The organism is Paracoccus versutus (assembly GCF_029909795.1).
Lineage (GTDB): Bacteria > Pseudomonadota > Alphaproteobacteria > Rhodobacterales > Rhodobacteraceae > Paracoccus > Paracoccus versutus.
In genome coordinates, this window is sequence record NZ_CP038197.1 from 2,534,066 (window position 1) to 2,547,351 (window position 13,286).

The 13,286-nt window shown below is 67.1% G+C and carries 9 protein-coding genes; 4 read left to right on the forward strand and 5 right to left on the reverse strand.

Going from position 1 to position 13,286, the window contains the following annotated elements:
- The first annotated feature begins 28 nt into the window (after positions 1 to 28).
- Both E3U25_RS23885 and E3U25_RS23890 read left to right on the forward strand, forming a co-directional pair.
- Entirely contained in the window at positions 29 to 2,065 is a 2,037-nt protein-coding gene (locus E3U25_RS23885) for a M3 family metallopeptidase (protein WP_116222879.1), read from the forward strand.
- 211 nt (positions 2,066 to 2,276) lie between these two features.
- Positions 2,277 to 3,053, forward strand: a complete 777-nt coding sequence (locus E3U25_RS23890; protein WP_116222878.1) for a class I SAM-dependent methyltransferase — start codon at positions 2,277 to 2,279, stop codon at positions 3,051 to 3,053.
- An 18-nt stretch (positions 3,054 to 3,071) separates the two neighbouring features.
- Here E3U25_RS23890 and E3U25_RS23895 read toward each other — a convergent pair whose 3' ends face one another.
- On the reverse strand, positions 3,072 to 3,674 hold the full coding sequence (locus E3U25_RS23895; RefSeq protein WP_243786219.1) for an SH3 domain-containing protein: 603 nt from the start codon (positions 3,672 to 3,674) through the stop codon (positions 3,072 to 3,074).
- A 91-nt stretch (positions 3,675 to 3,765) separates the two neighbouring features.
- On the opposite strand from E3U25_RS23895, the gene E3U25_RS23900 reads away from it, so the two are divergent.
- The gene (locus E3U25_RS23900) at positions 3,766 to 4,776 is read left to right on the forward strand and encodes a 2-hydroxyacid dehydrogenase (RefSeq protein WP_036751699.1); all 1,011 of its coding nucleotides are present in this window, start codon (positions 3,766 to 3,768) and stop codon (positions 4,774 to 4,776) included.
- Between the two features lie 835 nt (positions 4,777 to 5,611).
- Here the strand turns inward: E3U25_RS23900 and E3U25_RS23905 are convergent.
- From E3U25_RS23905 to lipB, 4 genes are all read right to left on the reverse strand, one after another.
- Positions 5,612 to 6,103: a DUF2244 domain-containing protein gene (locus E3U25_RS23905; RefSeq protein ID WP_116222877.1), complete on the reverse strand. Its 492-nt coding sequence runs from the start codon at positions 6,101 to 6,103 to the stop codon at positions 5,612 to 5,614.
- A 16-nt stretch (positions 6,104 to 6,119) separates the two neighbouring features.
- Positions 6,120 to 7,796 carry a cytochrome c oxidase subunit I gene (ctaD, locus tag E3U25_RS23910; RefSeq protein ID WP_036751695.1) on the reverse strand — a complete coding sequence of 559 codons (1,677 nt, stop codon included), beginning with the start codon at positions 7,794 to 7,796 and terminating at the stop codon, positions 6,120 to 6,122.
- A 162-nt stretch (positions 7,797 to 7,958) separates the two neighbouring features.
- Positions 7,959 to 8,423 carry a c-type cytochrome gene (locus E3U25_RS23915; RefSeq protein ID WP_116222876.1) on the reverse strand — a complete coding sequence of 155 codons (465 nt, stop codon included), beginning with the start codon at positions 8,421 to 8,423 and terminating at the stop codon, positions 7,959 to 7,961.
- Positions 8,424 to 8,567: 144 nt separating this feature from the next.
- Positions 8,568 to 9,224, reverse strand: a complete 657-nt coding sequence (gene lipB, locus E3U25_RS23920; protein WP_116222875.1) for a lipoyl(octanoyl) transferase LipB — start codon at positions 9,222 to 9,224, stop codon at positions 8,568 to 8,570.
- A gap of 250 nt (positions 9,225 to 9,474) precedes the next feature.
- Between lipB and metH the strand changes: the two genes are divergently transcribed.
- Entirely contained in the window at positions 9,475 to 13,236 is a 3,762-nt protein-coding gene (metH, locus tag E3U25_RS23925; RefSeq protein WP_116222874.1) for a methionine synthase, read from the forward strand.
- Positions 13,237 to 13,286 lie beyond the last annotated feature (50 nt).

Genomic DNA, 13,286 nt, shown 5'->3' on the forward strand with positions numbered 1-13,286 from the left:
ACACTCCCGGCCGGAAAAGGAGGCTCGCATGAACCCCGAACTGACGCATTGGACCGGCCCGCTGGGCCTGCCGCGTTTCGACCTGATCCGCGACGAGGATTTCGACCCGGCCTTCGACGCCTGCCTGAAACTGGCCGAGGAGGCGGTCGAGACCATCGCCGCCAATCCCGCGCCGCCGAGCTTTGCCAACACCGTCGCCGCGCTTGAGACGGCCGAGGAGCCGCTGAACCGGCTCTGCGCCATCTTCTTCACCCTGGCCGGAGTCGATTCCAACCCGGCGCGCGAGGATCTGCAGCGCCGCATCGCCCCGCGCCTGGCCGCGCATGGCAGCAAGGTCAGCATGGACCCGCGGCTTTTCGACCGGGTCGAGGCGGTGATGCAGGACGCCGACGAGCTTGCGCCCGAGGACCGCCGCCTGACCAAGCTGACCCTGCGCGGGCTGCGCCGGGCGGGCGCCGGCCTGACCGGCGCGGCGCGCGAGCGCATGGCGGCAATCCGCGAGCGGCTGGCGGTGCTGTCGACCGATTTCGCCCAGAACGTGCTGGCGGATGAGCGCGACTTTGCCATGGCCGTGGCCGACGACCAGCTGGCCGGCCTGCCCGACTGGCTGGTCCGCGCCATGCGGGCGGCGGCGCGCGAACGCGGGATGCCGGGGCAGGTGGTGACGCTGAACCGCTCGCTGATCGTGCCCTTCCTGGAATATGCCGAAGATCGCGCCCTGCGCGAGGCGGCCTGGCGGGCCTGGGGCGCGCGCGGCTCGGGCGCAGGGGCCGGCGGGGCTGCGACCGACAACCGCCCCATCGCCGCCGAGATCCTGCAATTGCGGCACGAGCGCGCCCGGCTTCTGGGCTACGAGGATTTCGCCAGCTACAAGCTGGAGCCCGAGATGGCCCGCAGCGCCGAGAATGTCGAGGCGCTGCTGACCCAGGTCTGGGCGGCCGCCAAGACGCGGGCCGAGGCCGATGCCGAGCGCCTGACCGCCATGCTGCGCGAGGACGGGGTGAACGGCGCGCTGGAGCCCTGGGACTGGCGCTTCTATGCCGAGCGCCGGCGCAAGGCCGAACACGATCTCGACGAGGCCGAGGTCAAGCCCTACCTGACGCTGGAGGCGATGCTGGGCGCGGTCTTCGACACCGCGCAGCGCCTGTTCGGCATCGAGATGCGGGCATTCGACGCGCCGCTCTGGTCGCCCGATGCCCGTGCCTGGGAGGTGACGCGGGACGGCCGGCGCATGGCGGTCTTCGTCGGCGATTACTTCGCCCGGCCCGGCAAGCGGTCGGGGGCCTGGTGTTCGTCGCTGCAACAGCAGCACAAGATCGGCGAGGGACAGCGGCCGATCGTCACCAATGTCTGCAACTTTACCCCGCCCGAGGCCGCGGGCGCGCCGGCCTATCTGTCCTGGGACGATGCGCATACGCTGTTCCACGAATTCGGCCATGCGCTGCATCACATCCTGTCGGACGTGTCCTGGCCCTCGATCTCGGGCACCTCGGTGGCGCGGGATTTCGTCGAATTGCCCAGCCAGCTTTTCGAGCATTGGCTGGAACGGCCCGAGGTGCTGGACCGCCACGCCCGCCATGCCGAGACCGGGGCGCCGCTGCCCGCCGCGCTGCGCGACCGCATGCTGGCGGCCGGCAATGCCGACCAGGGCTTTGCCACCACCGAATACCTGGAAAGCGCGCTGGTGGACCTGGCCTTTCACCGCGGCGCGCCGCCCGCCGATCCGATGGCGCGGCAGGCCGAGGTGCTGGCGGAACTGGGCGCGCCCGCCGCGATCCCCATGCGCCATGCCACGCCGCATTTCGCGCATGTGTTTTCCGGCGACGGCTATTCCTCGGGCTATTACAGCTACATGTGGTCAGAGGTGATGGATGCCGACGCTTTCGCGGCCTTCCTGGAAAAGGGCGATCCCTTCGACGCGGAAACCGCGCGGCGGCTGGAGGAATGGATCTTCTCCAAGGGCGATTCCCTGCCGGCCGACGAGCTGTGGCTGAAGTTCCGCGGCCGGACACCCGGCGTCGAGGCGCTGCTGAAGGGGCGTGGGCTTCTGCCCGAGGCCCGCTGACCGCCGCTTTCGCAAAGGCGCGATTCGCCGACTTCCATGGCGGATTGCACAACCACAGGAAATATGACCTGAGGGTTGGTCGCCGCCAGGTTGGCATCAACCCGTCTATTCCGGCAGGCGGGGTGCCAATTCCTTGATGGCCCGGCAGCCCCGGCCTATCCTTTCCAGGCAGTTTTTAGAAAGTAGGCGGTGATCTGTCCGGGAGGAAGGCATGCGGGTTTCCAATGCGGCCTCGATGAAAAGCGTCGATGAAGTGCCGATCGACAAGATGGGGCTTCGACATTATTTCGTCAATTACGAGAAATATATCGGCCCTCTTCGCATGCAGCCGCTGCGATTGCTGGAATTGGGAATAGCGCGCGGCGATTCGCTAAGACACTGGGAATCCTGGCTGCCGAATGCCAAGATCACCGGGCTGGACATCAAGCCATGCGAGGCACGTTTCGAAAGCGGCCGGGTGCGCTGCTATGTCGGCGAACAGCAGGACAGGGCGGTTCTGGACCGGATGGCGGCGGAACGGGCGCCGCGGGGTTTCGATGTCATCATCGACGATGCCTCGCATGTGGGGCAATTGTCCCGCATCAGTTTCTGGCATCTTTTCGAAAACCATCTCAAGCCGGGCGGATATTACTTTATCGAGGATTGGGGCACCGGATACTGGCGGCAATATCCCGACGGCAAATCCTATCGCCCCCGGCCGCCCCGGCTTTCTCCCCGTGAAAGGCTGCTCGACAGGCTGCATCGTTCGGGGCTGGCGCAGGCGGTTTCCCCGCTGGGCAGGCTGACCGGCTGGATGCGCTGGAACCTGGTGCGGCGGCGGTTTCACGGCCATGACCGCGGCATGGTCGGCTTCGTCAAGGAACTGATCGACGAATGCGGGGCCGAGGACATGACCCATCCCGATTTCGGTGCCGGCACGCCGCGCGCCTCGCGCTTTGCCTGGATGCGCGTCTCGCTGGGCCATGTGGTGATCCGCAAGGCCGGCTGACCCGCCGGCGCGCGGGTCTCAGTCGCGGATCTCGTCCGGGTCGACGCCCCAGATCGTCGTCTTGGGCACCCAGCCCTTTTCCCCGCCGCCCGAGACCCGGCACCAGTCGATGCTGCATTCGTGCAGCCGGACGATGGCGCCGGCCTCGGCCCGCGCCACCACCTCGGCGCGCGGCTCGGGGCGGGCCAGCAGGTCCAGCATGTCCTTGGTCACGATGGCGGTGCGCACGCCCGACAGCAGCGAATAATGCACCCAGCCGCCGGCGCCGTCCTGGTCCTCGACCCGGCGCCAATGGCCGAACTCGGCCACCACGCGCAAGGGCATGCCGGCATGGCGGAACACCCAGTCGATGCGATGCGACAGGCTGGGGCCGCGCCGGGCGTTGCCCTCGCCCCCCTTCAGGCTGACATAGCGCGGCAGCGGCAGGTTGGTGACAGAGCCGCGATTCGGGTCGCGCCGGCCGTCCTGGTGGCGGCTGATCGTCGCATCGGCGGACAGGCCGGGGATCTGCTTGGCGTCCAGCGTTTCGCCCGGATCGGTGGTTTGCGCCAGCGCCGCCGATCCCAAGCACGCCACCGTCGCCAGTATCGCGGCGCCAAGCCAGACCTGTCCTTGCTTCATCTGCCCGTCCTGCTTTTTCGGGGTCTTGTGCCTGCCCCGCATCGCGGGCACTTTGCCAAAAGCCGCCCGGCTTTGGAAGAGAGGAGCGACCATGCCCGCCGTTCATGCGACCGATCCGACCCGCTCGCGCCTTAAAGTTACCGTGACCCGGCGGCTGCCCGAGGCGGTCGAGACCCGGATGTCCGAGCTTTTCGACGTTTCGCTGAATGCCGACGACCACCGGATGAGTCGCGAGGAACTGGTGGCCGCCATGCGCGTCTCGGACGTGCTGGTGCCGACGATCACCGATCAGATCGACGCGGCCATGCTGGCCCAGGCCGGCGACAAGCTGAAGCTGATCGCCAATTACGGCGCGGGCGTGGACCATGTCGACGTGCATTCCGCCCGCCAGCGCGGCATCCTGGTCAGCAACACGCCGGGTGTGGTGACCGAGGACACCGCGGATGTGGTCATGGCGCTGATCCTGGGCGTCACCCGCCGCCTGCCCGAGGGCATGGCCGAGATGCAGGCCGGCCGCTGGCACGGCTGGTCGCCGACCGCGCATCTGGGCGGGCGGCTGGGCGGGCGGCGCCTTGGCATCCTGGGCATGGGCCGCATCGGCCAGGCGGTGGCGCGGCGGGCGAATGTCTTCGGCATGCAGGTGCATTACCACAACCGCCGCCGCCTGCGCCCCGAGATCGAGGCCGAGTTGCAGGCGACCTATTGGGAAAGCCTGGACCAGATGCTGGCGCGCATGGACATCGTCTCGGTGAACGCGCCGCATACCCCCTCGACCTTCCACCTGCTGAACGCGCGGCGGCTGAAGCTGATGAAGCCCTCGGCCGTGATCATCAACACCTCGCGCGGCGAGGTGATCGACGAGAATGCCTTGACCCGGATGCTGCGCGCGGGCGAGATCGCCGGCGCCGGCCTTGACGTCTTCGAGCATGGGCACGAGATCAACCCCCGCCTGCGCGAATTGCCCAATGTCGTGCTGCTGCCGCATATGGGCTCGGCCACGATCGAGGGGCGGGTCGAGATGGGTGAAAAAGTCATCATCAATATCAAGACTTTCGCCGATGGCCACCGGCCACCGGACCTGGTGGTGCCCTCGATGCTGTGACCCTGGCGCCCCGGTTTTCCGGGGCGTTTTGGCCTGACGGCCCGGATGTCTCATGTCGTTTCCTTGCCAGGATCGTGTCGCGGGGAACGGCAGTGCCGCGCGTCGTTCCGGCATTTGATCGGCGGGGAAGCCGGGGCAGGGGCTCGCCGTGAAAACCCCCGTGCTGGCCCTTGGGGTCGGAGGCGGTGCCGTGGGCTGCAGCATCGCGCTGCACCTGGCCCGCGCGGGGTGACGCTGCCGGTCGAGCGCGACGTGTTGACGGCCGATGCGCAATATTGCGCCGGGCATGTGCCCCGTCCGCGCCATCTGCGTTGCCTGTATGGGCGAATTGGGATCTGGCCGCGTTCGGCGGCCGTCCCCGGGAGCGGCGGGTCGCGAAAGGCATGGGCTGGAGGGGGTCGGCGGGTGCAGAACTGGCCGCGGGAGGAAAGGGGCTATCGCGCCTCGGCCGCGATGCGGTGCCGCTCCGGGCTGGACCGCTTCGTCGATCTGGAGAAGGCGTTCAACTGAGCAGGCGATGCCTGCAGGGGCTATCCGCCGCAAAGAGGTGATCCGGCTGAGCGGCCGCCTGACGCCTAACGCTGGGGCGCCAGGCGCCTTATGCGGCCGGCGAAAGGGTCGGGCGGCGGGTCGCGGGCCTTTGGCAAGTCCCTCGGCCTGGGCTATGTTCGCCCGGACCTGGCCCAGCCGGGCACGAGGCTGAAGCTGCGCATGCCGCGCGCTGTGGAAGGCGGTCGTGATCGGGGACCGCTCCTATGGCCCGGAAAACAAGGCGATTCGTGTCGACGGCTGACCTGTTCTGCAGCCATGGCCTGCGACGGCCAGGCCGGCCCATCTAGCGCAGCTCGGCCAGCCGCCGCTCCAGATCGTCCCGCAGCGCCACTCGCTCCTCGGGCGAAAGGAAAGCGCCCAGCTCGACCTCGCGCTGGCCGTCGGTCAGCACCAGGTAATCCTCGACCGGGCCGTTCTGGCGCAGGGCGGTGCGCACCCAATAGGGGTTGGTCTGCCAGATGCGGTCCGGCCGTCCGGGATCGCTGCGGGTCAGGATCAGGCGGTCGCGTCCGACCAGCATCACCTCATGCGCCGCGCCATAGCTGCGCGCGATGCCCTGCCATAGCCCCCAGACCGCCAGGGCGGCAAAGGGCAGGAGCCCCCAAAGCACCTTCGATCCGACCACTGCCAGCAGGGGCAGCGCCAGTCCCGCGGCGGCCAGCCCGATGACCCAGACGAAGCCCTGCCGGGACAGTGAGCGGTGCGGCCAGATCTCGAGCCGAAAGCAGACGGCCCCGGATTGCTCCGGGGCCGCGTCATGCCATGCGTAGGGCATCGTTCAATGCGCGGGATCAATGCGCCTGGGCGCGATCCCAGTCCTCGCGCTTGGGCAGGGTCTCGAAGGTATGCTCCGGCGGCGGCGAGGGCAGGGTCCATTCCAGCGTGTCGGCGTGTTCGTTCCAGTAGTTCGGCACGTTCACGCGCTTGCCGGCGAAGAGCGTGTAGAACACGATGCCGATGAAGAACAGGAAGGAGGCGAAGGAGATATAGGCGCCGATCGACGAGATGTTGTTCCAATAGGCGAACTCGACCGGATAGTCGATGTAGCGGCGCGGCATGCCCTGGCGGCCCAGGAAGTGCTGCGGGAAGAAGATCAGGTTCGAGCCGATGAACATCATCCAGAAATGCAGCTTGCCGGCCCATTCCGGGTATTGCCGGCCCGACATCTTGCCGATCCAGTAATAGACCCCGGCAAAGATCGCGAAGACGGCGCCCAGCGACATCACATAGTGGAAGTGGGCGACGACGTAATAGGTGTCGTGATAGACCCGGTCCAGCGGCGCCTGGCTCAGCACCACGCCGGTCACGCCGCCGACGGTGAACAGGAACAGGAAGCCGAAGGCCCAGAGCATCGGCGTCTTGAACTCGATCGAGCCGCCCCACATGGTCGCGATCCAGGAAAAGACCTTGATGCCTGTCGGCACCGCGATGGTCATGGTGGCCAGCATGAAATAGGCCTGCTGGGTCAAGGACATGCCGGCGGTATACATGTGGTGCGCCCAGACCACGAAGCCCAGGATGCCGATGGCCGCCATGGCCAGCACCATCGGCAGGTAGCCGAAGATCGGCTTGCGCGCGAAGGTCGAGATGACGTGGCTGATGATGCCGAAGCCGGGCAGGATGATGATGTAGACCTCGGGGTGGCCGAAGAACCACAGGATATGCTGGTAGAGCACCGGGTCGCCGCCGCCGGCCGGGTCGAAGAACTGGGTGCCGAAGTTGCGGTCCATCAGCAGCATGGTGATGGCGCCCGCCAGCACCGGCAGCGACAGCAGGATCAGCCAGGCGGTGATGAAGACCGACCAGGCGAACAGCGGCACCTTGAACAGCGTCATGCCCGGTGCGCGCATGTTGAGGAAGGTGGTGATGATGTTGATCGCGCCCAGGATCGAGCTGGCGCCCGAGACATGGACGGCAAAGATCGCCAGGTCCATGGAATAGCCGGCCTCGGTGGTCGAGAGCGGCGGATAGAGCACCCAGCCCACGCCCGAGCCCATCTGGTCGTTGCCGCCCGGCGCCAGCAGCGAGGCCACGCCCAGGGCCACGCCGCAGACATACATCCAGTAGCTGAGGTTGTTAAGCCGCGGGAAGGCCATGTCCGGGGCGCCGAGATGCAGCGGCATGAAATAGTTGCCGAAACCGCCAAACAGGGCCGGGATGACCACGAAGAACATCATCAGCACCCCATGATAGGTGATCATGACGTTCCAAAGATGCCCGTTCGGCGTGCATTCCGCCGAGGCGTCGGCGATGAGGCGCGCGCCCTCGACGCACATGTATTGCACGCCGGGATGCTGCAATTCCATCCGCATATAGACGGTGAAGCAGACCGAGATCAGACCGACGATGCCGGCCGTGAACAGGTAAAGGATACCGATATCCTTGTGGTTTGTTGACATGAACCAGCGGGTGAAGAACCCGCGGGTGTCATGATGGTCACCGTGGCCGTGAACGGCTGCGTCTGCCATGCGTGGACTCCCTAGACATGCGGCTGGCCGGCCCAAGGGCCAGCGGACTCGCTAAGTTTCTAGCCCACATTCCTACCCCTCGCAATGCGAAGAAGGGACTAAAAGTCGCGCCCCTGCGCGGTTTTGCCGCAGGCAGGGGCGCGCCGTTCCGGGGGTCGCCGGTCAGTTCGCGGCGCCTTCGGCGGGGGCCGCCTCGGCACCCGCATCGGGCGAGTGCTGGGCCAGGAAGGCGACCACGTCGGCCTGGTTCTTGCCGAGCTTGAAGGTCATCTTGGTCTTGGCGGCCGAATCGCCGGTCTTCTCGACCAGCCAGGGCTTGGGATCGGTGACGTATTCGATCAGGTCGGCCTGGGACCAGACCATGTCGGGGTTCTTTTCCGCCACTTCAAGGATGCCGTCGCCGTATTTGAAGCCTTCGACCGAGGCGATCTTGCGGCCGACGACGCCGTAGAGGTTCGGCCCGGTCTTGCCGCCCTTGACGATGTCGGTGCCGTCCGGTGCCTGGACCATGTGGCAGGCCTTGCACTTGTTGAATTCCTTCTCGCCTTTGGCGGCGTCGCCTTCCTGGGCCACGGCGGGCAGGGCGAGGGACAGGGCGGCGAGAGTGGCATAGATGCTGATCTTCATCGCGTTTCCTCTTGGGTAATCGCTTTTTCCGGGGGAGCGGACCTCTCCGCCTCCCGCCTTGACAGGGCTATCATGCGTCAAGCCGTCCGAACACCGGAAAAAGGTCGCAGGACCGTGAAGGGTGAATATGTCGCAGGGCGAAAATCAGCCGCCGAGCGGGGGGAAATTGCGCGCGAAGCTGCGGCGCAGCGCCAGGTCCAGGTCGTCCATGCCGACGGGCAGGCCCATGTCCACCAGGCTGGTCACGCCATGGCCCTGGATGCCGCAGGGCACGATGCCGGCGTAATGGCCCAGGTCCGGCTCGACGTTGATCGAAATGCCGTGGAAGCTGACCCAGCGGCGCAGCTTGACGCCGATGGCGGCGATCTTGTCCTCGCGCATCGAGCCGTCGGGCAGCGGCGCCTTGTCGGGGCGCGCGATCCAGACGCCGACGCGGCCGTCGCGGATCTCGCCCTTGAGGTTGAACTCGGCCAGCGCGTCGATGACCCAGGATTCCAGGGCCTTGACGAAGGCGCGCACGTCGCGGCCGCGGCGGTTCAGGTCCAGCATGACATAGACCACGCGCTGGCCCGGCCCGTGATAGGTGTATTGCCCGCCGCGGCCGACGGCATGCACCGGAAAGCGCGCCTCGAGCAGGTCGGCCGCGCGCGCCGAGGTGCCGGCGGTGTAGAGCGGCGGGTGCTCGACCAGCCAGACCAGCTCGTCCGCCCGGCCCTCGGCGACGGCGGCGGCGCGCGCCTCCATGAAGGCGACGGCTTCCAGATAATCGGTGAGGCCGGGGGCGGTGATCCATTCGGTCATGGGCGGTGAGATATTCCCGGCCGCGGGCCGTCGCAAGGGGGCGGGGGCGGTTCCGGCGGATCGGTTCGCGGTGGGGGCTGTCTGCCCCCACGCCCCCGAGGGTATTTCTGCAACGAAGAAGCGGGGCAGATGACGAATCCGCGGGCCGGATCATGAATCCGATGCAAGATCATTGTGCGGATGTTGAATTTCACTAAATGCCTGTCTGCGGCTATACAGCACATTTGATGAAACGCGCGGACCCTGGACCATGACCTTGCCCCTTTCCCCCGTCTTCGACGCCCTGCGCGCGGCTGCGCGCGAACGCATCCTGATCCTCGACGGCGCGATGGGGACGCAGATCCAGCAGCTTGGCCTGAAGGAGGCGGATTTCGCCGGCCATGGCACAGGCTGCGCCTGCGGCTGCCATCCGCCGGCGCCGGGCGAGCATCCGCAGCAGGGCAACAACGACCTGCTGAACCTGACCCAGCCCAAGGCGATCGAGGAGATCCACTATCGCTATGCCAAGGCGGGCGCGGATATCGTCGAGACCAACACCTTTTCCTCGACCACCATCGCGCAGGCCGACTATGGCATGCAGGCGGCGGTCTATGACCTGAACCTGCACGGCGCCCGCATCGCGCGGCAGGCGCTCGACCGCGCCACGGCCGAGGACGGGCGGGTGCGCTGGGTTGCCGGCGCGCTGGGGCCGACCAACCGCACCGCCTCGATCAGCCCGGACGTGAACAATCCCGGCTACCGCGCCGTCACCTTCGACGAGCTGCGCATCGCCTATGCCGAGCAGATCCGCGGGCTGATCGACGGCGGCGCCGACCTGATCCTGATCGAGACCATCTTCGACACGCTGAACGCCAAGGCCGCGATCTTCGCCTGCGAGGAGGTGTTCGAGGAAAAGGGCCAGCGCCTGCCGGTGATGATCTCGGGCACCATCACCGACCTTTCCGGCCGCACGCTGTCGGGCCAGACGCCGACCGCCTTCTGGCATTCCATGTCCCATGCCGCGCCGATCACCGTGGGCCTGAACTGCGCGCTTGGCGCCGCCGCCATGCGCCCGCACCTGGCCGAGCTTTCCGCCGTCGCCGACACGCTGATCTGCGCCTATCCCAACGCCGGCCTGCCCAACGAGATGGGCCAGTATGACGAATCGCCCGAGGAGATGGCGGCGCAGGTCGCCGAGTTCGCCCGCGAGGGGCTGGTGAACGTGGTGGGCGGCTGCTGCGGCTCGACGCCCGAGCATATCGCCGCCATCGCCCGCGCCGTGGCCGAGCTGCCGCCGCGCGAGATCCCCGAGATCGAGCCGCGCCTGCGCCTGTCGGGGCTGGAGCCCTTCGTCAAGACCGACGACATCCCCTTCATGAACGTGGGCGAGCGGACGAACGTCACCGGCTCGGCCCGGTTCCGCAAGCTCATCACCAATGGCGACTATGCCGCCGCGCTGGACGTGGCCCGCGACCAGGTGGAAAACGGCGCCCAGATCATCGACGTCAACATGGACGAGGGGCTGATCGATTCGAAGCAGGCGATGATCGACTACCTGAACCTGATCGCCGCCGAGCCCGACATCGCCCGCGTGCCGGTGATGATCGACAGCTCCAAATGGGAGGTGATCGAGGCCGGGCTGAAATGCGTCCAGGGCAAGGCGATCGTGAACTCGATCTCGCTGAAAGAGGGCGAGGAGAGCTTCCTGACCCAGGCCCGGCTTTGCCGCCGCTATGGCGCGGCCGTGGTGGTGATGGCCTTTGACGAAACCGGCCAGGCCGATACCGAGAACCGCAAGGTCGAGATCTGCTCGCGCGCCTATGACCTGTTGGTCAACAAGGTCGGCTTTCCGCCCCAGGACATCATCTTCGACCCGAACATCTTTGCCGTGGCGACCGGGATCGAGGAGCATGACAATTACGGCGTCGATTTCATCGGCGCGACCCGGCGCATCACCCAGGCCCTGCCGCATGTGCATGTCTCGGGCGGGGTCTCGAACCTTTCCTTCAGCTTCCGCGGCAACGAGCCGGTGCGCGAGGCGATGCATGCCGTGTTCCTGTATCACGCCATCCAGGCGGGGATGGACATGGGCATCGTCAACGCGGGCCAGCTTGCGGTCTATGACCAGATCGACGAGGGCCTGCGCGAGGCCTGCGAGGACGTGGTGCTGAACCGCAAGCCCAAGGCCGGCGGCACGGCGACCGAAAACATGCTGGAGATCGCCGAGCGGTTCCGCGGCGAAGGCGGGGCCAAGGCGCGCGAAAAGGATCTGACCTGGCGCACATGGCCGGTCGAGAAGCGGCTGGAGCACGCCCTGGTCAACGGCATCACCGAATATATCGACGAGGACACCGAGCAGGCGCGACTGAATGCCGAACGCCCGCTGCATGTGATCGAAGGCCCGCTGATGGCGGGGATGAACGTCGTCGGCGACCTGTTCGGCGCCGGCAAGATGTTCCTGCCGCAGGTGGTGAAATCGGCCCGGGTGATGAAGCAGGCGGTGGCGCATCTGCTGCCCTATATGGAGGCCGAGAAGGCCGCGGCGGGCGGCGCGGGCGGTTCCTCCAGCGCCGGCAAGGTGCTGATGGCGACGGTCAAGGGCGATGTCCACGACATCGGCAAGAACATCGTCGGCGTCGTGCTGGCCTGCAACAATTACGAGATCATCGACCTGGGCGTGATGGTGCCCGCGACCAAGATCCTGGAAACCGCCAAGGCCGAGAAGGTGGACATCATCGGCCTGTCCGGCCTCATCACCCCGTCCCTGGACGAGATGGTGCATGTCGCGAGCGAGATGGAGCGCGAGGGTTTCGACATTCCGCTGCTGATCGGCGGGGCGACCACGAGCCGCGTGCATACGGCGGTCAAGATCCATCCGCGCTATGCGAAGGGGCAGGCGGTCTATGTCACCGATGCCAGCCGCGCGGTGGGGGTGGTGGGCAGCCTGCTCTCGGGCCAGAAGAACGCCTATGTCGAGACTATCCGTGCCGAATACATGGATGTGGCCAACAAGCACGCCCGCGCCGAGGCGGAAAAGAAACGCCTGCCGCTGGCCGTCGCCCGCGACAATGCGCTGCGGGTCGACTGGTCGGGGTTCGAGGCCAAGGCGCCCGAGTTCCTGGGCCCGCGCGTGATCGAGGATTTCGACCTTGCCGAGATCGCGCGCTATATCGACTGGACCCCGTTCTTCCAGACCTGGGAGCTGAAGGGCGTCTATCCGCGCATCCTGGAGGACGCAAAGCAGGGCGAGGTGGCGCGCCAGCTTTTCGCCGATGCGCAGGCCATGCTGCGGCGCATCATCGACGAGCAATGGTTCCGGCCGCGGGCGGTCGTCGGCTTCTGGCCGGCGAACCGGGTCGGCGACGACATCCGGCTTTTCACCGGCGAGGACCGGGCGGCGGAACTGGCGACGCTGCACACGCTGCGCCAGCAGGTCAGCAAGCGCGACGGCCGCCCGAACGTGGCGCTGGCCGATTTCGTCGCCCCCGAGGGGTATCGCGACTATGTCGGCGGCTTCGTGGTGACGGCGGGCGGCGAAGAGCAGCAGATCGCCGAGCGCTTCAAGGCCGCGCATGACGATTTCTCGGCCATCCTGGTGCAGGCCTTGGCCGACCGTTTCGCCGAGGCGCTGGCCGAGATGATGCACGAGCGGGTGCGCCGGCAATACTGGGGCTATTCCGACGAAAGCTTCGCCCCCGAGGAACTGATCGCCGAGCCCTACAAGGGCATCCGCCCGGCGCCCGGCTATCCCGCCCAGCCCGACCACACCGAAAAGGTCACGCTGTTCAGGCTGCTGGACGCGACTGCGGCGACCGGGGTCGAGCTGACCGAGTCGATGGCGATGTGGCCAGGCGCTTCGGTCTCGGGCCTCTATATCGGCCATCCCGAGGCCTATTACTTCGGCGTCGCCAAGGTCGAGCATGACCAGGTCCTGGACTATGCCGACCGCAAGGGGATGGCGGTGCGCGAGGTCGAGCGCTGGCTGGCGCCGATCCTGAACTACACCCCGCAGGCGGCGGTCGCGGCCGAGTGAAAAAAATTCGCGCGGCGGGTGAAAAAAATGCCCTTTTCATCCGCCGCGCA